The following is a 23,515-nucleotide window of genomic DNA, read 5'->3' as shown; positions in this document are numbered from 1 at the left end:
CGGCGATGATCCGCTTGTGCGCTGCGTGACCGGCTCACCGGCCGGGGTGGGTTTCACGACCGCAGAAGCCGTGAGGGGCCGGTGTTGATCGCGGTGCGTGACCGCCTGGGTACGGACCTGCCTGCGTCGAAGCCGTCGCAAAAGCCACCTACGAGAGGAGGTGGAACCGTGGGAGGCGGGCGTACGCCGGTCAGGAGACGGGCGTACGCCGGATCGCGCGGCCCGCGAGGGTGTCCGTGCGGCGGCCGTCCCGGATGACGAAGCGGCCGTCGATCAGGACGTGCGGGATGCCGGACGGGAGGGTGCGGGGGGCTTCGAAGGTGGCGCCCGCGGCGACGGTGGCCGGGTCGAAGAGGACCAGGTCGGCGCGGTGGCCCTCGCGGACCAGGCCCCGGTCGGGGAGGCGGAGGCGGGCGGCGGGGCGGGAGGTGAGGTGCGCGACCGTCTCCTCCAGGGACAGGACGCCCAGGTCGCGCGCGTAGTGCCCCAGGTAGTGCGGGAAGGTGCCGTAGGCGCGCGGGTGGGGCTTGGTGCCCTGGAGGATGCCGTCGGAGCCGCCGGTGTGGACGCGGTGGCGCATGATGGCCCGGACGTTCTCCTCGTGGCCGACGTGCTGGAGGATCGTCGTACCGAGCCGGTCCTCGACGAGGAGGCGGCGGGCGGTGGCCCAGCCGTCGAGGCGGCGGCCGGTGAGGCCGGCCAGGCCGGGGGCGGTGACGCCCGAGATCTCGACGGTGTTCCAGTCGACGGGCACGCCGTGGCAGCCGTCCGAGCCGGTGACCTCCAGGTGGTGGCGGATCCGGTCGGCCGTCGCGTCGTCCCGCAGGCGGGCCAGGACCGCTTCCGGGCCGCCCTCGCTCGCCCAGCTGGGCAGCAGTGCGACGAGCGTCGTGCAGCCGGGGGTGTAGGGGTAGGTGTCGAGCGTGATGTCGGCCCCGCCGGCCAGCGCCTCGTCGAGCAGGGCGAGCAGTTCGGGCGCCCTGCCCTCGTTCTCACCGAAGTTCATGGTGGCGTGCGCCAGGTGCAGCGCGCAGCCCGCCTCCCGGGTGAGGGCGACCATCTCCTGGTACGCCGCGAGGGCGCCCGCGCCGTAACTGCGGTGGTGCGGGCAGTAGTAGCCGCCGTGAGCCGCCACGACCCGGCACAGCTCGGTCAGTTCGGCGTCCCGCGCGTACATGCCGGGTGTGTAGGTGAGGCCGGACGACATGCCGACGGCGCCCTGCTCCAGGCCCTCGGCCACGAGCCGCTTCATCCGGGTCAGTTCGGTGGCGGTCGGCGGCCGGTCCTCCCAGCCCATGACGTACGCGCGGACCGTGCCCTGCGGGACGAGGTACGCGGCGTTGACCGCGATGCCCCGCCCGCCGAAGTTCCGGTCGAGGCGGTCCAGGTACTCACCGACGGTCCGCCAGTCGAACCCGACGTCGGAACCGTCTCCGTTCCAGCCGGTGATGGCCCTGCGGACCTCGTCCAGGGTGCGGTCGTCGGCCGGCGCGTACGACAGGCCGTCCTGGCCCAGCACTTCGAGCGTGACGCCCTGCGCGGCCTTGGCGCTGTGGTCCGGGTCCCGGAGCAGCGCGAGGTCGCTGTGGGCGTGCATGTCGATGAAGCCGGGGGAGAGGGCGAGCCCCTGCGCGTCCAGCACGTGCGAGCCGGTCAGCGAGCGGTCGCCCTCCCGGCGGATCGCGGCGATCCGGCCGCCGGCGAGGCCGACGTCGGCCCGGTACGACGGGCCGCCGGAGCCGTCCACGACGCGGACGTCCCTGATGACGAGGTCCATGCCGGCCGCTCCTAGAAGAAGGTACGGATGAAGTCGGTGACCGTGCCGTCCGCCTCGACCACCGGGATCAGCTGCCACTTGTCGAACGACGTGCAGGGGTGCGACAGGCCCATGCCCACCCAGTCGCCCACCTCCAGCCGGGCGCCGTCCGCGGTCTCCAGCCAGGCGTGCTGGTCCGACAGGCGGCTCACGGTGATCCCGTCCGCCGGGCGGACCGACCCGTCGCGCGCGGAGCGGACGACCTGCGCCTCGGGGAGGTGGAGGTCGTACGCCGCGTCGCGCTTGCCCGCGTTGACGAAGGCCTGGTCCGGTGTCGGGCGGGACACCACCTGGGCCCACAGGCGGAACGCGGGCTGGAGCGCTCCTTCGCCGGGGACCCGGTTGAAGGGGGTGAGGTTGCGGTACTGGCCGTCGTCGTGGGACACGTACGCCCCGGAGCGCAGCAGCTTCAGCACCGGGCGGGACAGCGGTGCGAGTTCAGCGAACACCTCGGCGACCGTGTCGAACCAGGCGCTGCCGCCCGCGCTGACGACGATCTCGTCGAGGCCGTCCGGGAAGCGGCCGTCCTTGTCGAACGCCACCGCGAGGCCGGTGAGCCGCTCCAGCCACGCCCGCACCCGTTCCGGTGTCGCGTCCGGGACCTCGCCCTCGTAGCCCGCGACGCCCACCAGGCGCAGGGTGCGCGTCGCGGCGACCGCGTCCGCGACGGCGGCGCAGTCCGCGTCGGTGCGCGCCCCGGTGCGCGCGCCGTCGCCCGCGCCCAGCTCCACGACGACGTCGACCGGGCGGGAGGCGCCCGCGCCGGCCAGCGCCTGGTCCATCAGCTCGACGCCGCGTACGGAGTCGACGTAGCAGATGAAGCGGAAGTCCGGGTCCCGCTCCAGCTCGGCGGCCACCCAGCGCAGGGCGGCGGCGTCGACGACCTCGTTGGCGAGGAAGATCCGCCGGACGCCGAACGCCCGGTAGACGCGGGCCTGGTGGGGTACGGCCGCGGTGATCCCCCACGCGCCGTGCGCGACCTGCCGGTCGAACAACTGGGGCGCCATGGAGGTCTTGCCGTGCGGGGCGAAGGCGAGGCCGTGCCGCTCGGCGTAGGTCTCCAGCAGCGCCAGGTTGTGCTCCAGCGCCTCGGCGGACAGGGCGAGGACGGGGGTGGTGAAGCCGCCGGTGAAGAGGTCGCGGCGCTGTGCGGCCAGTTCGCCGACGGTCAGGCCCTCGGCGTCCAGGGGAAGCCCTTTGAACCGGTGGTCGACGGGCTCCCGGTCCAGGTGCTCGGCCTTGAGGTGCATGGCCACCCTCTCCATCTGTTGCATTCTGTGCAACGGTCATTGCGTATATCGCTCAGTGGTGTCTAACATCCGGCGCAATGCCGGGTCAATGGATCCGGCGGACCCAGTGAGGAGCCCCCAGCGTGACCGCAACCGACGTCATCTGTCTCGGTGAGTCCATGGTCACGTTCCTGCCGTCCCGGCCCGGCCGCCTCGCCGACGTGCCGTCCTTCGCCCGCGCCATCGGGGGCGCCGAGTCCAACGTCGCCTGCGCGCTCGCCGCGGCGGGCCACCGCGTCCGCTGGGTCAGCCGCGTCGGCGCCGACGGCTTCGGCGACCACCTGGTGGACGCCGTCGCCGCGTACGGGGTCGACACCACCGCGGTGCGCCGCGACCCGGACCGCCCGACCGGCGTCTACTTCCGCACGGCCACCGACCGCGCCACCGACACCCACGAGGTCGTCTACTACCGGGCCGGGTCCGCCGCCTCCGCCATGTCGCCGCGGACGGTGCCGTACGAGGACGTCGACGACGCCCGCGTCCTGCACCTGTCCGGGATCACCGCCGCGCTCTCCGACGACTGCCTGGCCCTGATGCGCGCGCTCACCGCCCCCCGCCCCGGCCGCCCCCTGGTCTCCTTCGACGTCAACCACCGGGCCGGGCTGTGGCGCGGCGCCGACCCCGCCGTCCTGCTGGACCTCGCCCGGGGCGCCGACCTCGTCCTCACCGGTGACGACGAGGCGGAGGCGGCGTGGGGCCTGCGCGGCGCGGCGGCCGTCCGGGAGGCGCTGCCGCAGCCGGCCGTGCTGGTGGTCAAGCACGGGGCGCGCGGCGCGACCGTGTACGCCCGCCGCGCGGACGGGGAGCCGGACGCCGTCACCTTCGCCCCCGCGCCCCGTGTCGACGTCGTCGCGCCCGTCGGCGCCGGGGACGCGTTCGCCGCCGGGTTCCTGTCGGCGACGCTCCGCGGGCTCGACCACACCCGGCGCCTGCGCCACGGGCACCTCATGGCCGCCGCCGCGCTCACCGTCCCCGGCGACCTCGGCGACCCGCCCGCCACCGCACACGCCGACCGCCTCGCCGGACTCGACGACGACGCCTGGGGGAGACTGCACCTCGGCCCCGGCTGGACACGGACCGGGGAGGACCAGGAGGTACGTACGCCATGAGCCAGACCGTCGACCGCGCGCTGAGCATCCTGCCGCTGCTCGCCCGGGGCCCCGCCGACCTCGGGCAGGTCGCCGACGCCCTCGGCGTGCACAAGTCGACCGCGCTGCGGCTGCTGCGCACCCTCCACGAGCACGGCCTCGTCTACCGCCAGGAGGACCAGCGCTACCGCCTCGGCGCCCGGCTGTTCGCCCTCGCCCAGGAGGCCGTCGAGAGCCTCGACATCCGCGAGATCGCGCACCCCCACCTCGTCGCGCTCAACGAACAGACCGGCCACACCGTGCACCTCGCCGTCCACGAGGAGGGCGAGGTGCTCTACATCGACAAGGTCGACAGCCGCTACCCGGTGCGGATGTACTCGCGCATCGGCAAGCCCGTCGCGATCACCGTCGCCGCCGTGGCCAAGCTGCTGCTCGCGGACCTGCCCGAGACCGAGCGCCGCGCCCTGGCCGGGAAGCTCGACTACCCCATGTACACGTCCCGTTCGATCCCGAACGCCGCCGCCTTCCTCCAGGAACTGGCGACCGTGCGCGAACAGGGCTGGGCCACCGACCTCGGCGGCCACGAGGAGTCCATCAACTGCGTCGCGGCCCCCGTCCGCGGCGCCGACGGCCGGGTCGTCGCCGCCATGTCGGTGTCCGCGCCGAACGTCGTCGTCACCGCCGACGAACTCCTCACCCTCCTGCCGCTGGTGCGCCGCACCGCCGACGCCATCAGCGGGGAGTACTCCGGCACCACCCCACCCAAGGAAGCACACCCATGAGCGAGAAGACCGCGATCACCCCCGCCACCCACACCGCCCCGCCCGCGAAGTTCTCCCACGGCGTGCGCAAGGGCAACATCCTCCAGGTCGCCGGCCAGGTCGGCTTCCTCCCCGCCGTCGAGGGACAGGCCCCGACCCCGGCCGGCCCCACCCTGCGCGAGCAGACCCTCCAGACCCTGGCCAACGTCGAGGCGGTCCTGAAGGAGGGCGGCGCGAGCTGGGACGACGTGATGATGATGCGCGTCTACCTCACGGACACGGCGCACTTCGCCGAGATGAACGAGATCTACAACGCGTACTTCGCCGGCCTGACCGTCGCCCCCGCCGCCCGCACCACGGTCTACGTCGGTCTCCCCGCCGGTCTGCTCATCGAGATCGACGCCCTCGCCGTCCTGGACTGATCCCCCTGCACCAGCCGCCGCACCACGGCACGGCGCCCCACCCCCGGGCGCCGTGCCGCGATCCGCCCTGCCCGAAAGAGTCCCCACATGCCCGTGCACACCGGAGGCCTGCTCCTCCTCGTCGACGGCACCGCCGGTCTCCTCACCGTCGCAGCCCTCGGCATCGCCCTCCTCCTCTTCCTCATCATCAAGGTCCGGCTCCAGCCGTTCGTCGCGCTGCTCGCCGTCTCCATAGCCGTCGGCCTCGCCGCCGGGCTGTCCGTCACCGAACTGTTCGGCACCGTCCAGAAGTCCGCCGCCACCTCCGTCGTCGAGGCCGGCATGGGCGGCATCCTCGGTCACGTCGCGATCATCATCGGCCTGGGCACCATGCTCGGCGCGATCCTCGAAGTGTCCGGCGGGGCGCAGGTGCTGTCCTCCCGGCTCCTCGGCCTGTTCGGCGAGAGGCGGGCGCCGCTCGCCATGGGCCTGACCGGCCTGATCTTCGGCATCCCGGTCTTCTTCGACGTCGGCATCTTCGTCCTCGCGCCGATCGTGTACGCCGCCGCCAAGCGGTCCGGCCGCTCGGTCCTCCTCTACGCGATGCCGCTGCTCGCGGGCCTGTCCATGACGCACGCGTTCCTGCCCCCGCACCCCGGCCCGGTGGCCGCGGCCGGACTGCTGCACGTCTCGCTCGGCTGGGTCATCCTCATGGGCGTCGCCGTCGGCGTCCCCGCGGTCCTCGCCGCCTGGGGCTACGCCGCCTGGATCGGCGAACGGCTCTTCGTGCCCGTACCGGAGGACATGCTGGAGGCCGCCGAGCAGGCCAGGGCCGAGGTGGCCCGGGAGCGGGGCGGGGAGTCGGAGGCGCCGGTGGCGCTGTCCACCGTCCTCGCCGTCATCGGCACGCCGCTGGTCCTCATCCTCGCCGCGACGTTCTCCTCGATCGCCCTCGAACCCTCCACCCTCCGCTCGGTCGTGGAGTTCTTCGGCAACCCGTTCGTGGCGCTGACGATCGCCCTGGTGCTGGCGTACTACGTGCTGGGCGTCCGGCGCGGCTGGACCCGCGGGTCGCTGGAGTCGGTGTCCACGCGGTCCCTCAAGCCGGTCGGCAACATCCTGCTCGTGGTCGGCGCGGGCGGTGTCTTCGGCGCGGTCCTCAAGGCCGGCGGCGTCGCCCAGGCGCTCTCGGACACCTTCAACGGCATCGGCCTGCCGGTGATCGTGCTCGCCTACCTGATCGCGCTGGTGCTGCGGGTCGCCCAGGGCTCGGCGACGGTCGCGATCGTCACGACGGCCGGCATCGTGCTGCCACTGGTCGAGCACGGCGACCACTCGCAGGCGTTCCTGGCGCTGGTCATCATGGCCATCTCCGCCGGGTCGATCTTCGCCTCGCACGTCAACGACGGCGGGTTCTGGATCGTCTCCACGTACTTCGGCATCTCCGAGCGCGACACGCTCAAGTCCTGGACGGTGCTGGAGTCGGTCCTGTCGGTGGCCGGCTTCGCCGTCGCGGCGGGTCTGAGCCTGGTGGTGTGACACGTGGACCGGCGCGGTACGGCGGTCTCCCGACGGCGGTTTCCCGCCGTACCGCGCCGGTCCGTACCCGTCAGGCGCAGTACTGCTGTTCCTTGCCGATGGACCGGTACATGCAGTCGGCGTTCTCGATCAGTTGCAGCACCGCGTCACGGTTGCGGCTCGTCTCGCGCTCGATGACCTCGTCGGGCGGGTAGAAGCCGCCGCCCGAGGCGGAACGCGGGTACATCTCGAAGGTGTACCCGAAGATCTTGTGCGCGCCCCACAGGTAGTCGTCGATGGACCCGTCGGTGATGTAGAGGTCGCTCGACTGCTCGGGCGTGTAGCCGTTGCTCGCGGCCATCTTGCGGCCGACGGTCGCGAAGGCGTCGCGGTCGTCCTGGGTGAGGCCGGGGGCGGTGTCGCTGTAGGTGTAGCCGTACGGCCACAGGACCAGCTCGCTGTACGTGTGGAAGTCGATGCCCGCCCTGATCTGCTGCTTGCCGCCGACCACCCGGGAGCGGACGAAGTCGGAGACGACCTTCACCTCGGGGGCGGACTCGGCGGCGCGGCCCCGGTAGGTGTCGGAGCCCGGGGAGCCGGAGGAGCCGCCGCAGCAGCCCCACTTGAAGTCCCAGTTCCGGTTCATGTCGGTGCCGATGTACGACGAGCCGGAGTTCGGCTGCCGGTTCTTGCGCCAGCTGCGGTACGAGCCGGAGGCGATGTCGTACTCGCCGCCGTCCGGGTTGAGGTCCGGCACGATCCAGATCTCGCGGTTGTTCACGGCGCTGGTGACGCGGGGGTCGGAGCCGTAGCCGGCGCCGAGTTCGCGCAGCAGGTACAGCGCCATCTCGACCGTGAGGTGTTCGCGGGCGTGCTGGTGGTGGGTGAAGAGGACCTCGGGCTCGTTCTCGTCGGTGGCCACGTTGTCGCTGATCTTGATGGCGACGATGTCGCGCCCCTGGTACGACTTCCCGATGACGCGGCGGCTCATGATGCCGGGGTACTGCTGGAGCCGCTGGGTGATCTCCGCGTTCATCTCCGCGTAGTTGTGGTAGCGCGCGTCGGCGGAGGGGAAGTCCATGGCGCCGAGCGCCGTGCCGCCCTGGCCGCGGTCGGGCGGGGCGGGCAGGGCCTCCAGCCGGTGGCCGAGGGCGCGCAGCTTCCGGGCCTGTTCGGCGTTGGCGCTGACGACGACCGCGTGGCCACCGGCCTCGTCGACGGAGGCGCCGGTGGCGGCGAGCGCGGTGCGCTCGGCGGGGGTGGACGGGCCATGGATCTCGTACTGCCGGACGACCTCCTCCGCGGCGGCGGCCGGGGTGGCGGCCACGGGCGGCGCGGCCGTCGTCGGGGTGGCGGTGAGCGGTGCCGCGACGGCGAGGGCCAGCAGGGCCGTCAGGGCGGCGGACCTTCTGCCGCGTATGCGGATGCGCATGGATGTCTCCTGCGGTGGGGGGCACGGGGTGGGTCTCCCCGTGCGACGCATCGTCCGGCCGTGGCATGAGCGCGTCAAGTACGTCTCCGGCCGCGCCGCGCCACGCCGCCCCCCGTACGACCCCTTGCGCGATCACCACGCGCCGCGCTTTGGTGTCGTGACGTCGTGTGACCAGGGGACGAGCGAAAGGCGGCACACGCATGGCAGACACCGCGCGACAGGGCGAGACCGAGGGAACGGCCGGGCCCCCGCTCCGCAAGGCCAGTTGGCGTTACATCGGTCCGGGCATCGTCGTGGCCGCGACCGGGGTCGGCGCCGGCGACCTCGTCGCCACGCTCATCGCGGGCAGCAAGTTCGGCTACACGCTCCTGTGGGCCGCCGTCATCGGCTGCCTCGTCAAGATCTCGCTCGCCGAGGCCGCCGGCCGCTGGCACCTGGCCACCGGCCGCACCCTCTTCGACGGCTGGCGCAGCCTCGGCGCCTGGACCACCGTCTACTTCGCCGGGTACGTCGCCGTCTGGGGCTTCGTGTACGGCGCCGCCGCCATGTCCTCCAGCGCCCTGCCCCTCCAGGCCCTCTTCCCCGGCGTCATGGACCTCAAGTGGTGGGCCGTCCTGTGCGGCCTCGGCGGACTGGTCTTCGTCTGGTTCAACCGGTACGCCGTCTTCGAGAAGGTCATGACCCTCCTCGTCGGCGTCATGTTCGTCGTCACCGTCTACCTCGCCATCCGCGTCACCCCGCACCTGGGCGAGGCGTTCGCCGGACTCGCGCCCGTCCTGCCCGACGGCTCGCTGATCTACACCCTCGGCCTGGTCGGCGGCGTCGGCGGGACGATCACGCTGGCCGCGTACGGCTACTGGGTCAACGCCAAGGGCTGGACGGACACCTCGTGGATGAAGGTGATGCGGCTCGACAACCGCGTCGCCTACATCACCACCGGCATCTTCGTCGTCGCCATGCTCTTCGTCGGCGCCGAGCTGCTCCACTCCTCCGGCGTCGCCCTCGCCAAGGGCGACAAGGGGCTGCTCGACCTCGGCAAGGTCCTGGAGGACCAGTACGGCGGGGCCACCGCCAAGCTGTTCCTCATCGGGTTCTTCGCCACCTCCATCACCTCCCTCATCGGCGTCTGGCACGGCGTGAGCCTGATGTTCGCCGACTTCGTCAGCCGCTTCCGCGGCCGGGAGCCCGCCACCGGCGAGGCGGTGGCCGCCGGCACCCGGGAGAAGTCGCTGCCCTTCCGGGCCTACCTGCTGTGGCTGACGTTCCCGCCGATGTCCCTGCTCTTCCTGGACCAGCCGTTCGGCCTGGTCATCGTGTACGGCGTCGTCGGCGCCTTCTTCATGCCGTTCCTCGCCCTCACCCTGGTCTGGCTCCTCAACTCCTCCCGCACCCCGCGCGAGTGGCGCAACGGATGGCTCAGCAACGGGGTCCTGGGCGTGGCGGGGCTGCTGTTCCTGGTGCTGTGCGTGGAGCAGGTGCGCGACCTGCCCTGGTAGCGGGCGGGCAGGGTCCCGTTGGCCATACTGGGGGCATGACGACTCCCCCCGGATTCGGCCCCCCGATACCCGTACAGCCGCCGTACGGCGCGCCGCCCGCGCCGTACGGCGCCCCGCAGCAGCCGCAGTACGGCACCCCGCAGCAGCCGCACTACGGGGCGCCCGCCGGGGGGCCGGAGTTCGTGGCGCACGACCGGCGCAACTCGGTGATCGTGGACGCGAACGGGGTGGCCCTGGAGGTCAACGGCCACACCATGGACTTCCCGTGGGCGGGCGTGGCCGCCGTGCACCACGCGCCCTCCCCGCACGGCGCCGTCCTCATGGTGACCGTCACGCACCCCGGCGGCCTGCGCTACGAGTGCCGGGTCGACGCCAGGCGCAAGGCCCAGCTCCACCAGTGGCTGGCGGAACTGGGCCCCGTCCTGCACCACTACCTCGCCCACCGGGGCTGACCCCTACGGCAGGTTGTGCACGTGCGGGCCGACCGCGTTCGACCAGGCGTTGCCGGCCGTGGCGTCCCAGTTCGTGGACCAGGTCATCGCCCCGCGCAGCGCCGGGTAGGTCTTCGACGGCTTGAAGGAGCCGCAGCCGGTGCCGCGCGTCAGGCAGTCCAGCGCGTTCTTCACGATCTGCGGGTCGACGTAGCCGCTGCCGGCGCCGCGGGTCGAGGCGGGGACGCCCAGGCCGACCTGGGAGGCGTCCAGGCCGCCCTCCAGCTGGATGCAGGCCAGCGCGGTCAGGAAGTCGACCGACCCCTGGGAGTACACCTTGCCGTCGCAGCCCAGCATCGAGCCGCTGTTGTAGTACTGCATGTTGACCACCGTGAGGATGTCCTTCACGGCCAGGGCCGTCTTGAAGTACTCCGTTCCGGTGTTCTGCATGTCGATGGTCTGCGGCGCCATCGTCAGCACCATGCCCGGCCCCGCCTTCGCCGACAGCTGGCGCAGCGCCTTCGTCAGGTAGGTGGAGTTGATGCCGTGCTCCAGGTCGATGTCGACGCCGCTGAAGCCGTACTCCTGCATCAGGGCGTACGCGCTGTTCGCGAAGGCGGTCGCGGAGGCGTCACTGTTGATGGTGACGTTGCCCTTCTCGCCGCCCACCGAGATGATCACGGACTTGCCGGCGGCCTTCTTCGCGGCGATGTCGGCCTTGAAGTCGGCGAGCGAGGCGTAGCCGACGGCCGGGTCGAGGTTGAAGACGATCTGGCCGGGCGTCGCGGTCGAGTCGGCGAACGACACGGCGATGATGTCGTACTGCGCCTGCACGTCCCGCAGCTTCTGCACGGTGGCGCCGTTGTTGAAGTTCTGCCAGTAACCGGTCACCGCGTGGCGGGGCACGGCCGGGTTGGGGTTCTGCCCGCCGGGTGAGGTCCGGGCGGTGACGGTCGCCGACTTCGCCGACTCCCCGGCCGCGTTGGTGGCGCTGACCTGGAAGCCGTACGAGGTGTTCGCCGCCAGTCCGGTCACGGTCGCCGACGTCCCGGTCACCGTCTGGACCCGGGTGCCGTCCCGGTGGACGTGGTAGCCGGCCGCGCCGGGGACGGGGTTCCAGCTGAGGGCGACGGACGACGAGGTCACCGTGCCCGCGGTGAGCCCGGCGGGCGTGGCGGGCACCACCGGGTCGGGGTCGCCGCCGCCTCCGCCGTCCGGTCCGAAGACGGAGACGTCGTCGGCGTAGTAGGCGGACTGCCCGTACCAGCCGTGCGTGTAGACGGTCACGGACGTGGTGCTCGCGCCGGTGGTGAAGCGGGTGGACAGCTGCTGCCAGCCGGCCGAGCCGGGCGTCCAGGTCGAGACGTCCGTCGTCCCGGTGCCGCTCGCGCCGAGGTACGCGTACCCGCCCTGCACCCAGGCGCTGAGCGTGTACGTGGAGTTGGGCCTGACCGTCACGGTCTGCGCGCAGCGGGCATTGTCCTGGCCGCCCGGTGTCGCCCGGAGCGCGGCGGTCCCGCCGTGCACGGGAGAGGAGACGGTGGCGCCGCTGCCGGCCGAACAGGTCCAGTTGGCCAGGCCGGACTCGAAGCCGGCGTTCCTGGCGACGTTGACGTCGGCGGCGTGCGCGGTGCCGGCCGCCGTGCCGGTGAGGGCGAGCCCGGCGCCCACGGCCAGCGCCAGGGTCCCGGCGAGCCGGCGGTCGTGTCGTCTGCGTGCGCCACGGGGAGAGGGGTCCACGTGCTGCCTCCGGTGGGGGAGTCGGGGAGGTGCTGGGGAACGGTGGCCACCGCGTTTCCGTAAAACTGGTCCAGACCAATCAACTTGTCAAGACCTGTGGAAAGAAACAGGAGTTAACCACTGACGCCTTCGTCCTGATTGGTCACCCGAGCACCGTCCACGCATTGCGATCGGGCGATCTGAAAGCTGTTCTCTGCCCCCGGAGACGTGGCTAAAGTGCGGGTGGGCAGGAGTGAGCGTGGAGGAACGGGCAGAGCAGGTGTCTGCGGTTCGCCGGTGTCCCGGTGGCCGGAGCTGAACGGGGAACAGCGTGCCGACCGCAATTGCCGTCACCAGTGCCGACCTGGTGCTACCACCGACCGACCACCAGACTCCCACGGCCGCCGTGCTGGCGTCCCCCGACGCGCAGCCGCTGGACGCCGCGATCGCGGACATGCAGGTCATGGTCGAGCGGCACGGGTACGTGATCGCCCTCTACCCGTCCTCCCTCCCCGCGCCCCACGAACGCCGCCTGCACACCGTCCGGTCGGTGCTGGAGAGCGACCGCGTCGCGCTGCTGAAGCTCGACCTCCCGCCGCTCGGGGTCGCCGTCCTCGTACGCCAGTTACGCCAGCTGTCGGTCTGCGACTTCAGCGCCGGTGTCGTCGCCTCCGCCGCCCGGCTGCTGTCCCACTACATCTACGCCGGAGCCCTGCTCAGCACGGTCACCCGGCTCGACCGCGTGCCCGTCGGCCTGAAGTCCCACGCCAAGTCGTGGGTGCCCGGCTCCCAGTTCGGCGTCCTCGCCAATCCGGCGCCCCAGCTCATCAAGGTCGGCACCGGCGAACAGCTCGCCGGCCCCGAGTTCGGTACGCGGCTGGTGCTGGCGCGCGGCCAGCTCGCGTCCGACTGGGTCACCGAGTCCCTCGCCCCCGCCTGGCGCGTCCAGGACGTCGTGGACTGTCCGCTCCCGGCCGGATCCCCGGCGTGGTGGGGGACCGCGAAACTCGTCGAGTTCGCCGCCTTCCTCCCCGACATCTCGGTGCTGTACCAGCTCGTCGCCTCCGTGCGGCGGGAGATCTGCTCCTGGTGCGGAACGGACCTCATAGGAGACCGCTGCGGCTTCTGCGCGGCCCCGCTCGTACCGCCCGAGCACAGCCAGGGCACGGCATGAGCGCCATGAGCCCCACGAGCCTTATGGGCCCCGTAAGCCTTATGAGCTCCGTGAGCCTTACGAGCCCCGTAGGCCTTATGAGCTCCCGAACCTGGCACCCGCACCCGTGTCCGTCCCGCCCGCGTCCGTCACGCCCACGTTTCCCCGCGAGGTCACCCCGCCCATGAATTCACGCCAGCGTCGCGGAGTCATTCTGCTGCTCCTCTCCCTCCTGTGCGCCCTCGGCGCGTTCGCCGGTGTGGTCACGGTGATCAGCGACGTGAATTCGAAGGTCGGCCCCGAGGTCGACGCGTACGAACTGAAGGCCGACGTCGCGGCGTACACGTCGCTCCAGCCCGCCCAGTTCCGGAAGATAAGGATGCCCGAGCGCTGGCTCTCCGGGAACGCCGTCACCGACCTCACCGTCGTCAAGGACAAGATCGCGGTCACCGACCTCAAGAAGGGCTCGCTGCTCCAGGAGGACATGATCGCCAGAAGGCCCGCCCTGGAGAGCGGCCAGCAGGAGATCGCCATCATGATCGACGCCGCCACCGGCGTCGCCGGCAAGATCACCGCAGGCTCCCTGGTGAACATCTTCGCCACGTTCGACGACGACGACCGAGGGAAGGACGCCGTCGCCGAGTCCCGCATCATCGTCGCCAACGCCCGGGTCCTCGACGTCGGCAAGCTCACCCCGCTCGACGGCAAGCGGGACGACAACCGCGGCGTCGGCATGCGGGAGGCCGTGCCGATCACCTTCGCGCTCAGCACCACCGACGCCCAGCGCGTGGCGTACGCCGAGTCGTTCGCCGAGCACGTACGCCTCGCCCTGCTGCCCCGCAACAGCCCCACCGTCCTCCGGCCCGGCGAGGGCAGCTACACGCTCGACGAAGACAGGAACAAGTGAGGGCCGGATGACCACACGCATCCTCCCGGCCGTCGGCGACGCCGACGCCGCCCGATCCATCACCACCCTCCTCAGCCAGCTCCCCGACACCGAACCCGCCGCGCCCGTCGGCGACTCCACCTCGCTGATCGACACCCTGGCCCGGCTCGCCGCCGAGTCCCTGGACGAACTGCCCGAGGTGGTCCTGGTCCACGAGCGGATCGGACCCGTCCCCGCCCTGGAACTCGTCCGCGAGGTCGCCCTGCGCTTCCCCGCGGTCGGCGTCGTCCTCGTCACCGCCGACGCCGCCCCCGGCCTCTACTCCGCCGCCATGGACTCCGGCGCCCGCGGCCTCATCGGCATGCCCCTGTCGTACGAGGAGCTCGCCCAGCGCGTCCAGTCCGCGGCCGCCTGGTCCGCGGGCGTACGGCGCCACCTCGGACAGGGCGGCGACGTCTTCACCGGGCCGGGCGGCCGGGTCGTCACCGTCAGCGGTGCCAAGGGCGGCGTCGGCACCACCGTCACCGCGGTCCAGCTCGCCCTCGCCGCGCGGGCGTCGGGGCTGAGCGTGGCGCTCGCGGACCTGGACCTCCAGTCCGGCGACGTCGCCTCCTACCTGGACGTGCAGTTCCGCCGGTCCGTCGTGGACCTCGCCGCCATCCAGGACATATCGCCCCGGGTGCTCCAGGACGCGCTGTACGCCCACCAGTCCGGCATCGCCCTGCTGCTCGCGCCGGGCGAGGGCGAGCGCGGCGAGGACGTCACCGACCGGTCGGTCCGCCAGATCGTCAGCGCCCTGCGCAACCGCTACGAGGTCGTCGTCGTCGACTGCGGAACCCAGCTCAACAGCGCCAACGCCGCCGCCATCGAGATGGCCGACACCACGCTGCTGCTGGTCACCCCCGACGTGGTGGCCGTGCGCGCCGCCAAGCGGATGGTCCGGCTCTGGGACCGGCTCCAGATCCGCAAGGCGGAGGAGACCGTGTCGGTGGTCAACCGGCACATCCGCAACTCCGAGATCCAGCCGCCGCTCGTCGAGAAGATCACCGGCACGCGCGTCGCACGGACCGCCGTACCCGCGAATTTCAAGGAGCTCCAGTCGGTCGTCGACGCCGGCCGGATGCAGGACCTGGAAGCCAAGTCCTCCGTCAAGCAGGCCCTGTGGGCGCTCGCCGGCGAACTGGGCATCGTGAAGGCGCCCGAGGGGGAGAACAGGCACGGGAAGTTCCGCGGCGACCGGGGCTCGGTGGGCCTCCGGCGAGCGCGCGGCAAGTAGCCGGAGGGGGCGGGGGTGGGTCATGGAACGCCGTTACGGAAGTGACCGTGGGCAGGTCGCGGTCGAGTTCACCGGGATGGTCCCGGTCGTCCTCGGCGTGATCGTCCTGCTCTGGCAGGCCGCCCTCGTCGGCTACGCCTGGTCGCTGGCCGGCAACGCGGCGGACGAGGCGGCCCGGGCCGGGACGGTCGGCGGGGCCGGCGCGTGCGCCGCGGCCGCGCAGGGCAGCGTGTCCGGGGCGTGGTCGGTCGCGGCCGAGTGCGGCGAGGGCGGCGACCTGTACACGGCCTCGGTCAAGGTGAACATCCCCGTCCTCTTCCCCGGCTTCGACGTCCCCGTACCGGTGACCGGCACGGCGGCCGTGGCGAGGGAGGGCGACGAATGACCCGGTACGCGAGGCGGCGGCGGTCCGTGGCGGGGAAGGGGCGCCGCCCCGGTGACGCCGGCCAGTCGGCTGTGGAGTTCGTCGGCTGGGTCACGGTCCTGCTGATCGCCGCCCTCGCCGCCGTGCAGCTCGGGTTCGTGGCCTACGCCGTCCAGCAGGCGGGTACGGCGTCCAGGGCGGCGGCCCGGGTGGCGTCGCAGGACCCGACAGCGGACGCGGGGGCCGCCGGAGCGGCGGCGACGAGCGACTGGCTCGGCACCGGCGTCACCGTCTCCGGGGCCGGCGGCGAACAGGTCACCGCCACCGCCACCGTCCCCATCCCCTCCGTCATCCCGCTCTTCGGCTTCCCGGACGCGCGGAGGTCCACGACCATGCCCGTCACCACGCCCGCCACCGACTGAGGAGACGAGAGCGACATGAGTCTGCGGGCGCGCATCAGCAGTCCCGAGCCGGCGGGCGGCAAGGGCGAGGACAACCACCTCGTCGGCGTCTACCGCGTCAAGCTCCTGGAGGAGATCGACCTCGCGGAGATGTCCGCCCTCGCGGCGGCCGAGCGCCGCGCCCGGCTGGAACGGGTCCTCGGCCACATCATCAGCCGTGAGGGCCCCGTCCTGTCCTCCACCGAACGCTCCCAGCTCATCCGCCGGGTCGTCGACGAGGCCCTCGGGCTCGGCATCCTCGAACCGCTCCTGGAGGACGCGTCCATCAGCGAGATCATGGTCAACGGCCCGGAACAGGTCTTCGTCGAGCGGCGCGGACGCCTCGAACAGCTGCCGATGCGGTTCTCGTCCACCGAGCAGCTGATGCAGACCATCGAGCGGATCGTCTCCACCGTCAACCGCCGCGTCGACGAGTCAAACCCCATGGTCGACGCCCGGCTCCCCTCCGGCGAACGCGTCAACGTCGTCATCCCGCCGCTGTCCCTCTCCGGCCCCGTCCTCACCATCCGCCGCTTCCCGCGCGCCTTCACGCTCCAGGAGCTGGTCGCCCTCGGCTCGCTCGACGAGCACATGGTGATGCTGCTCGCCGCGCTCGTCCGCGCCAAGTTCAACGTGATCGTCTCCGGCGCCACCGGCACCGGGAAGACCACCCTCCTGAACTCGCTGTCCGGGCTCATCCCCGAGGGCGAACGCATCGTCACCATCGAGGACTCCGCCGAACTCCAGCTCCAGCAGTCCCACGTCATCACCCTCGAAGCCCGCCCGCCCAACGTCGAGGGCAAGGGCCGCGTCACCATCCGCGACCTCGTCCGCAACTCCCTGCGCATGCGCCCCGACCGGATCATCGTCGGTGAGGTCCGCGGCGGCGAGACCCTCGACATGCTCCAGGCCATGTCCACCGGCCACGACGGCTCCCTCGCCACCGTCCACGCCAACAGCGCCGAGGACGCCCTGATGCGGCTCCAGACCCTCGGCTCCATGTCGGAGGTCGAGGTGCCGTTCGTCGCCATCAAGGACCAGATCAACAGCGCGGTCGACGTCATCGTCCAGCTCACCCGGCACGCCGACGGGACGCGCAGGATCACCGAGATCGCGATCGTGGACTCGCACGGCCGGGAGGAGTACCGGATCGCCACCGTCTGCCACTTCGCCGCCCAGCCGATGGCCGCCGACGGGCGCGTCCACGGCCACTTCGTCCACCACCCGCTCCCGCTGCGCGTCGCCGAACGCCTCTACCTCAAGAGCGAGGCGGTACCGGCGGCGTTCGGCGTGGCGCGGACCGACGAACACCTCGCGCTCCGCCGCGCGACGACCATCTGACCGCCTGACCGACCCCTACCTGCCTGACCGCCCGCCCGACCCCTACCCGACCGACCGCCCCGGACTGGACCCGCCACCATGGACAACCTTCCGCTCCTGACGCTCGGCGTCACGCTCCTCGCCTGCGTGCTGGGCGTCGCCGGCGTGCGCGTGTACGCGTCCGGCAAGGCGCAGCGCCAGGCCCTCGTCGCCCGGATGACCCAGACGGGGCAGCTCCCCGCCGGCGGCCGGCGCCGCCGCTTCGTACGCCTCGACCGGCGCCTGCGCGCCACCCGCCCCGGCCGCCGCCTCGAGCGCAGGATCGCCGCCACCGGCCTGGACCTCACGCCCGGCGAGTACGCCGTGTACGCGGCCGTCGCCCTGCTCGGCGTGTACGCCGTCGCCGCCGCCGTGTTCGCCCCCTTCTTCGGCGTCCTCGCCGCCCTCACCGGCCTGTGGGGCGCCGCCGCGTTCCTCAACTGGCAGCGCCAGAAACGCACCGAGGCGTTCATCGGCCAGCTCCCCGAACTGACCCGCGTCCTCGCCAACGCCACCCAGGCCGGGCTCGCGCTGCGTACCGCCATCGCCATGGCCGCCGAGGAACTCGACGACCCGGCCGGCGAGGAGCTGCGCAAGGTCGCCGACCAGCTCGCGATCGGCCACAGCCTGGACGACGCGCTCGGCGACCTCGCCGACCGCCTGCCCTCCCGCGAGCTGGTCGTCCTCGTCTCGACGCTCGTGCTGTCCAACCGGGCCGGCGGCCAGGTCGTCACCTCGCTGCGCAACCTCACCAGCACCCTGGAGGAGCGCAAGGAGACCCGCCGCGAGGTCGTCACCCTGCTCTCCCAGGTCAAGGTCACGGCCTTCGCCCTGCCCCTGCTGGGCCTCGGCTTCCTGCTGATGATCAACGGCATGGCACCCGGCGCCCTCGACCGGATGACCGGCTCCGCCGCCGGCCAGATCGGCTCCGTCCTCGCCTTCGGCCTCTACGCCGTCGGCTTCGTCCTCATCCGCCGCCTCTCCCGCATCCGAGTCTGAGGAAGGAGACACCACATGGGCCTGTTGTACGCGGCCGTCATCGGCCTGTCCGTGTACGGCGTCTTCCACGGCGTCCGCATGTACCGGGCCGACGCCAGACTCCCCGGCGACCTCGTCCTCGCCCTGGAGGTCGGCGCCACCCGCACCACCGCCGTCGGCTCCGGCGTCGACCGGCTCGGCATGCGCTGGGCGCCCGCCGTCCTCGGGATGATGGGCGCCAAGCGGGTCGACGCGCTGCGCCGCCGCCTCGACATGGCCGGCAACCCCGGCGGCATGACCGTCGACCGGTACGCCGCCCGCCGCGCCGTCTACGGCCTCCTCGGCATCCTCGCCGCCCTCGCCATGCTGGCGCGCGGCCAGACCGTCGTCGCCGTGGTCGTGCTGCTGTACGGCCTCACCTGGACCGACGTCCTGCTCCGGCTCGCCATCCGCCGCCGCAAGGACGACATCGAGCGCACCCTGCCCGACTTCCTGGACGTCCTCGCCGTCGTCGTCTCCGCCGGGCTCGGCTTCCGCCAGGCCCTGGAACGCGTCGCCGACAAGTACTCCGGGCCGTGGGCCGACGAACTGCGCATCACCCTGCGCCAGATGGACATGGGCGTCAGCCGCCGCGACGCCTTCGACCAGCTGCGCAGGCGCAACGCCTCCGAGCAGGTCTCCATGTTCGTCACCGCCCTCCAGCAGGGCGAGGAGCTGGGCGCCCCGATCGTCGACACCCTGATCCAGATCGCCAACGACATGCGCCGCACCGACGCGCAGAACGCCCGCCGCAGCGCCGCCAAGGCCGTACCGAAGACCACGCTCGTCGTGACGATGGTGATGCTGCCCGCGACCATGATCCTGATCGCGCTGAGCTTCTACTACGGCTCCGGCGTGGACTTCGCGGACCTCATCGGCGGGTGACGCCATGACCCTGCGGACATCGGATCCGCCGTCCCTGCCCCTGCAGGTCAACGCCCTCCAGGCGCTGTGCCGCCAGGTGTTCGGCTTCCGCCTCGCGATGATCGTGCTGGCGTCGCCGTTCGCCCTCGACGGCGCGGCTCCCGGCATCGGCACCTGGCTGGTGGGTGCCGCCGTCCTCATCACCTTCATGGTGTCGTACGTCGTGCTGCGCGACTGGGAGCGCTTCGGCCGCATCCTGCTGCGCCACCCGGTCGTTCTGGTCGGTGACATGCTGTTCGGCGCCCTGCTGCTGGCCACCGCGTCACCCGAGTCGACGCTGGCGTACGTCACCATCTGCACGCCGCTGCTCGCCGGCCTGCTGTACGGCTGGCGCGGGGCGGCGTTCTTCGCCGTCCTCCAGTCGCTGCTCCTGCTGCTCGCGTACGGCGTCAGCAGGGAGGTGGCGGTGGAGCCGTCCTCGCTCCTCTTCCCCGGCCTGTGCGTGATCGCCGGGGCGGCCGGCTCCGCCCTGCGCGGCCTGATCCTCGACTTCGGCGCCGCGAGCCAGGCCCTGACCGAGGCGCGGGCCCGGCTCGCCGCCGGCGGGGCGGTGGAGGCCGAACGGGCGCGGCTCGCCCGCGAGATGCACGACTCGGTCGCCAAGACCCTGCACGGCCTGGCGCTGGCCGCCGACGGCCTGGCGGCGGGCGCGGGTCACCGCGACCCGGAGACGATCCGCGACCAGGCGCAGCTCGTCGCCCGTTCCGCCCGCCGCGCCGCCGCCGAGTCCCGTGAGCTGCTGGCCGACCTGCGGCGCGAGTCGGGCCTGGACGCGGGGGTGGACGTGGCCGCCGAACTGGCCGCCCGCGCCGACGGCTTCGCTCGCCGCCATGGCGTACGCACCGCCTTCCACCCGCTCGGCTCCACCCCGCCCCGCCTCCCGTACGCGGTGGCCCGCCACCTCCTCGCCATCGCCTCGGAGGCCATGGACAACGCCCACCGGCACGGCCGGCCCACGTCCATCACCGTGTCGGCGGGCGTGACCGGCGACGTCCTGACGCTGCGCGTGTACGACGACGGCCGGGGCCTGCCCGCCGGCACGACGCTCGACGACCTGAAACGGGCGGGCCACTTCGGCCTCGTCGGCATGGTGGAGCGCGCCGCCTCGATCGGCGCCCGCCTGCGCGTCGGACGCGGCCGGGCCGCGAAGGGCACCGAGGTCCGCCTGGAACTGCCGCTCCGGGCGCTGGAGAGGGAGGGTGCACCGCCGTGCCTGAGCAGCTGCGAGTGATCGTCGCCGACGACAACCCCGTGGTCCGGGCCGGGCTGGCCGCGCTGCTGTCCGGCCGCGGGGACATCGAGGTCGCCGCCCAGGCGGCGGACGGCCGCGAGGCGTACGAGGCGGCGGTACGCCACCGCCCGGACGTCATCCTCCTCGACGTCCGCATGCCGAACGTCGACGGCCTGGCCGCCCTGCCCCACCTGGCCGGCCTGGCCCCGGTCCTGATGACCACGTACAGCCGTGAGAGCGCCATCGTCCACGAAGCGCTCGCCCTCGGCGCCCGCGGCTACCTCGTCCACGGCGAGTTCACCGCCGACCAGCTCGTCGACGCGGTCCGCGACGCCCACCTGGGCCGCCCGCACTTCACTTACACGGCCTCGAACGCCCTGCTGGCCACGGTACGGGCGCAATATGCGTCTGCAATGTCTGCCAGGTCGGCAACTTCCTTCGGGATGCGGGACTTCCCCCAAACCCCTTCGCAGCAGCAAGCGAGTGTGGCACATTCATTACTGAGCCAACGGGAGGTGGAGGTGATGGACCTGATCGCGTCGGGCATGACCAATCAGCAGATCGCCGCCACGTGCTTCATCAGCCAGAAGACGGTGAAGAACCACATCAACCGCATCTTCACCAAGCTCAACGCCGAAAGCCGAGGGCAGGCCATCGCCATCTGGCACGGCCTGTCCCACTCCCAGGGAGGCCCCACCCATGGCTGACCACCTCCCCGACCTCCCCGATTGGGCCCCCCATTGGGCCCCCAGGCCCACGCCCACCCCACTCCCCGCGCCGTACGTTCGCCCCAACGACCCGTACCAGCCCGGAGGAGACCACCATGCCGAGCACCATCCTGAAGGCCGCTACCCAGGCCAAGGTGTACGTGGGCACGTGGGCCAACACCACCGCCACGGCCCTCAAGCGCCGCGGCGACCGGGGACAGGGAGCGGTGGAGTACGTCGGGATCATCATTTTGGTGGGCGTGATCATCGCGGCGGTGGTGGGGTCGGGCGTGGGGGACACGATCGCCGCGGGGCTGCTCGCGCGCGTTACCGCGATCGTCGGTGGCGGCTGACACCGGCTTTCCCAGGGACGCGCGACTCAGGGCAGGCTTCGCCCCTCTACATTTTCGTAGTGGCGAGCCTGCTCTTTCTCGCGCTCGCGTTCTTCGCGGTGGGCCAGGCGGGTGCGACGCGCAATGGCGCTCAATCGGCGGCGGACGCCGCAGCGCTTGCGGCGGCCCGGGAGCAACGGGACAGCTTCGACCTGACCATCGATGATCTGGATGACCTACTGAACGGCGTCCTGATTCCCGGAGGCTCGGGTTGCGGAGCCAGTCAGGGCTATGCCGGGCAGAACGGCGCCGATGTGACGGGCTGCGCGCCTCTGTACGACGGCCGCTGGGGCTCGACGGTGAGCGTGTCGTCACAGAAGCCGGTGGGGGACACCATTCTTCCGGGCACCGACAACCTGACTGCCAGCGCACAGGCAACGGCGATCGTCGTGCCCCGGTGCAGTTTCGAGCCCACCGAGGATGCCGATTCGCCCTCGCCGGGGTCGCTGGACTGCGAGGGTGATGTGACGGATCTGGATCCGACGCTCCTCCCGGACATGTCCGACCTCTTCGACGTCCGGCTCGCCGAGGACTGACCGCGAATGAACGTAAGGAATGGCACTCATGAGTAATCGGTACGGGACGGCCGCCCGCAGAGCGGCGGCCGGGGCGACCGCCGTCGCCCTGGCGGTGCTCCTTTCGGGCTGCGGCGGTGATGGCGGCCAGGGCGGTGATGAAGGGGCGAAGGCACCGGAGAGCGCGGGCCGCTCCTCCTCGTCGCCGGCTGGCCAGGACACGCCCACGGCGGATGGCGGGTCCACCGTTCCGGACACCAGCACCACTCTGACCACCATCAACGGCAGCAATGGGTTCCAGTTCGTCATCCACACCGCTGTCAGGGACCAGGGCGGCTTTCTCACCGTCACGGGAAGTCTGAAGAACACCTCGTCCAAGATGCTGATCGCTCCACCACAGTGGAGCGGGCAGGAAGTGAACGTCAAGCAGACGGGCCCGTCCCTCGCCGGGATGACCCTCTTGGACAAGACGGAGAAGAAGCGCTACTACGTACTGCGCGACACCGAGGGCTACCCGTTGACAACCACCGGCGTGACCTCGGTAAAGGCTGGCGAGACCATCGCGATGTTCGCCCAGTTCCCCGCACCGCCTGCCAACGTCACCCAGGTGGACATCCAGATTCCGCAAATGCCGGTCGCGACGATCGAGATCTCCTGATGCGCACCCCCCACCGCACCCCCGCCGCCTCCCTGCTCGCCGTCGTCGTACTGCTCACCGGTGCCCAGCTCACCGCCGCCCCCGGGGCGTACGCCGACGACATCCCCAGCACTCCGCCGGGCACCGAGTCGACGCTGCCGCCGCCGGAGGTGGACGGGAACTCGCCCGGCCTGAAGATGCGTGACGGGGCCACCCTCGCGCCCGCGAAGGTGTTGCCGCTCATCTCGATCGTCGAGTCCGAGGGCGGCGAGGAGCGGCGCGAGGAGACGAGCTCGAACCTGAAGTTCGCCCTGCAGGCGGAGGTCCTGTTCGGCAAGGACAGCGCCAAGCTGACCCCCGAGGCCAACTCCCGTATCGCCACCATCGCCGAGGAGATCAAGAAGCAGAACGCCACGAAGATCCGCGTCTTCGGCTTCACCGACAACCTCGGCTCGTCCGCGCACGGCGACGTGCTGTCCAAGCAGCGCGCGGACGCCGTGCACAAGGTGCTGGCGCCGCTGCTGACCTCGCCCGGATCGGGCGGGATCACGTACGAGATCCGGGGTTACGGCGAGCAGTACCCGATCGCCGACAACAGCACCGAGGAAGGCCGTAAGAAGAACCGCCGAGTGGAGGTGTCCTTCCCGCGCGGCTGAGCCGGCG

24 protein-coding genes are annotated in these 23,515 nt (G+C 72.0%); 20 read left to right on the top strand and 4 right to left on the bottom strand.

Annotated elements, in window-relative coordinates:
* Positions 1-190: 190 nt before the first annotated feature.
* The gene (locus tag EIZ62_RS11575; protein ID WP_156692627.1) at positions 191-1,777 is read right to left on the bottom strand and encodes an N-acyl-D-amino-acid deacylase family protein; all 1,587 of its coding nucleotides are present in this window, start codon (positions 1,775-1,777) and stop codon (positions 191-193) included.
* Between the two features lie 11 nt (positions 1,778-1,788).
* Positions 1,789-3,081 carry an alanine racemase gene (locus EIZ62_RS11570; protein WP_156692626.1) on the bottom strand — a complete coding sequence of 431 codons (1,293 nt, stop codon included), beginning with the start codon at positions 3,079-3,081 and terminating at the stop codon, positions 1,789-1,791.
* Positions 3,082-3,188: 107 nt separating this feature from the next.
* Here EIZ62_RS11570 and EIZ62_RS11565 point away from each other — a divergent pair, with 107 nt between their 5' ends.
* The 4 genes from EIZ62_RS11565 (at position 3,189) to EIZ62_RS11550 (ending at position 6,894) form a co-directional block, all read left to right on the top strand.
* Complete coding sequence (locus tag EIZ62_RS11565; protein ID WP_280117736.1) at positions 3,189-4,214, top strand: sugar kinase; 1,026 nt, start codon at positions 3,189-3,191, stop codon at positions 4,212-4,214.
* Positions 4,211-4,975 (top strand): IclR family transcriptional regulator, encoded by a 765-nt coding sequence (locus EIZ62_RS11560; RefSeq protein WP_156692625.1) that lies wholly within the window; start codon positions 4,211-4,213, stop codon positions 4,973-4,975. Before EIZ62_RS11565 ends, EIZ62_RS11560 begins: the two co-directional genes overlap by 4 nt.
* Positions 4,972-5,376: a RidA family protein gene (locus tag EIZ62_RS11555; RefSeq protein WP_156692624.1), complete on the top strand. Its 405-nt coding sequence runs from the start codon at positions 4,972-4,974 to the stop codon at positions 5,374-5,376. The genes EIZ62_RS11560 and EIZ62_RS11555 overlap by 4 nt, the downstream gene beginning before the upstream one ends.
* 87 nt (positions 5,377-5,463) lie before the next feature.
* Positions 5,464-6,894, top strand: a complete 1,431-nt coding sequence (locus EIZ62_RS11550; protein ID WP_156692623.1) for a GntP family permease — start codon at positions 5,464-5,466, stop codon at positions 6,892-6,894.
* 70 nt (positions 6,895-6,964) lie between these two features.
* Here the strand turns inward: EIZ62_RS11550 and EIZ62_RS11545 are convergent, their stop codons facing one another.
* Entirely contained in the window at positions 6,965-8,305 is a 1,341-nt protein-coding gene (locus EIZ62_RS11545; protein ID WP_156692622.1) for a M14 family metallopeptidase, read from the bottom strand.
* Positions 8,306-8,505: 200 nt separating this feature from the next.
* Between EIZ62_RS11545 and EIZ62_RS11540 the strand changes: the two genes are divergently transcribed.
* Both EIZ62_RS11540 and EIZ62_RS11535 read left to right on the top strand, forming a co-directional pair.
* Positions 8,506-9,801: an Nramp family divalent metal transporter gene (locus EIZ62_RS11540; protein WP_156692621.1), complete on the top strand. Its 1,296-nt coding sequence runs from the start codon at positions 8,506-8,508 to the stop codon at positions 9,799-9,801.
* A gap of 35 nt (positions 9,802-9,836) precedes the next feature.
* Positions 9,837-10,253: a hypothetical protein gene (locus tag EIZ62_RS11535; protein ID WP_156692620.1), complete on the top strand. Its 417-nt coding sequence runs from the start codon at positions 9,837-9,839 to the stop codon at positions 10,251-10,253.
* A 3-nt stretch (positions 10,254-10,256) separates the two neighbouring features.
* On the opposite strand, the gene EIZ62_RS11530 is transcribed toward EIZ62_RS11535, so the two are convergent.
* Positions 10,257-11,972 carry a chitinase gene (locus EIZ62_RS11530; protein ID WP_156692619.1) on the bottom strand — a complete coding sequence of 572 codons (1,716 nt, stop codon included), beginning with the start codon at positions 11,970-11,972 and terminating at the stop codon, positions 10,257-10,259.
* A gap of 310 nt (positions 11,973-12,282) precedes the next feature.
* On the opposite strand from EIZ62_RS11530, the gene EIZ62_RS11525 reads away from it, so the two are divergent.
* From EIZ62_RS11525 to EIZ62_RS11460, 14 genes are all read left to right on the top strand, one after another.
* Positions 12,283-13,125, top strand: a complete 843-nt coding sequence (locus EIZ62_RS11525) for a hypothetical protein (protein ID WP_156692618.1) — start codon at positions 12,283-12,285, stop codon at positions 13,123-13,125.
* A gap of 163 nt (positions 13,126-13,288) precedes the next feature.
* Positions 13,289-14,011, top strand: a complete 723-nt coding sequence (gene cpaB, locus EIZ62_RS11520) for a Flp pilus assembly protein CpaB (protein ID WP_156692617.1) — start codon at positions 13,289-13,291, stop codon at positions 14,009-14,011.
* Between the two features lie 7 nt (positions 14,012-14,018).
* The gene (locus EIZ62_RS11515) at positions 14,019-15,266 is read left to right on the top strand and encodes a CpaE/TadZ family protein (protein ID WP_156692616.1); all 1,248 of its coding nucleotides are present in this window, start codon (positions 14,019-14,021) and stop codon (positions 15,264-15,266) included.
* A 22-nt stretch (positions 15,267-15,288) separates the two neighbouring features.
* Positions 15,289-15,651, top strand: coding sequence for a TadE family protein (locus EIZ62_RS11510; RefSeq protein ID WP_156692615.1), 363 nt, complete (start codon positions 15,289-15,291; stop codon positions 15,649-15,651).
* Positions 15,648-16,052 (top strand): TadE family protein, encoded by a 405-nt coding sequence (locus EIZ62_RS11505; RefSeq protein ID WP_156692614.1) that lies wholly within the window; start codon positions 15,648-15,650, stop codon positions 16,050-16,052. Before EIZ62_RS11510 ends, EIZ62_RS11505 begins: the two co-directional genes overlap by 4 nt.
* A gap of 15 nt (positions 16,053-16,067) precedes the next feature.
* Positions 16,068-17,411, top strand: a complete 1,344-nt coding sequence (locus EIZ62_RS11500; protein WP_156692613.1) for a TadA family conjugal transfer-associated ATPase — start codon at positions 16,068-16,070, stop codon at positions 17,409-17,411.
* Positions 17,412-17,489: 78 nt separating this feature from the next.
* Entirely contained in the window at positions 17,490-18,428 is a 939-nt protein-coding gene (locus EIZ62_RS11495) for a type II secretion system F family protein (RefSeq protein WP_156692612.1), read from the top strand.
* Positions 18,429-18,443: 15 nt separating this feature from the next.
* Positions 18,444-19,331, top strand: a complete 888-nt coding sequence (locus tag EIZ62_RS11490) for a DUF5936 domain-containing protein (protein ID WP_156692611.1) — start codon at positions 18,444-18,446, stop codon at positions 19,329-19,331.
* 4 nt (positions 19,332-19,335) lie between these two features.
* Positions 19,336-20,601: a sensor histidine kinase gene (locus tag EIZ62_RS11485; protein WP_156692610.1), complete on the top strand. Its 1,266-nt coding sequence runs from the start codon at positions 19,336-19,338 to the stop codon at positions 20,599-20,601.
* On the top strand, positions 20,580-21,308 hold the full coding sequence (locus EIZ62_RS11480) for a response regulator transcription factor (RefSeq protein ID WP_156692609.1): 729 nt from the start codon (positions 20,580-20,582) through the stop codon (positions 21,306-21,308). The genes EIZ62_RS11485 and EIZ62_RS11480 overlap by 22 nt, the downstream gene beginning before the upstream one ends.
* Positions 21,309-21,424: 116 nt before the next feature.
* Entirely contained in the window at positions 21,425-21,661 is a 237-nt protein-coding gene (locus EIZ62_RS11475) for a hypothetical protein (protein ID WP_156692608.1), read from the top strand.
* A complete protein-coding gene (locus EIZ62_RS11470; protein WP_156696340.1) occupies positions 21,658-22,236 on the top strand; it encodes a pilus assembly protein TadG-related protein in 579 nt (192 codons plus the stop codon). The genes EIZ62_RS11475 and EIZ62_RS11470 overlap by 4 nt, the downstream gene beginning before the upstream one ends.
* A 28-nt stretch (positions 22,237-22,264) precedes the next feature.
* A complete protein-coding gene (locus tag EIZ62_RS11465; protein WP_156692607.1) occupies positions 22,265-22,873 on the top strand; it encodes a hypothetical protein in 609 nt (202 codons plus the stop codon).
* Positions 22,873-23,508, top strand: coding sequence for an OmpA family protein (locus EIZ62_RS11460; protein WP_156692606.1), 636 nt, complete (start codon positions 22,873-22,875; stop codon positions 23,506-23,508). The genes EIZ62_RS11465 and EIZ62_RS11460 overlap by 1 nt, the downstream gene beginning before the upstream one ends.
* The last annotated feature ends 7 nt before the right edge of the window (positions 23,509-23,515 follow it).

The sequence above is a fragment of the Streptomyces ficellus genome, assembly GCF_009739905.1.
In the GTDB taxonomy this organism is placed as follows: Bacteria; Actinomycetota; Actinomycetes; order Streptomycetales; family Streptomycetaceae; genus Streptomyces; species Streptomyces ficellus_A.
The sequence above is the reverse complement of the archived record's forward strand: the minus strand, read 5'-3'. Positions and strand labels throughout refer to the sequence as shown.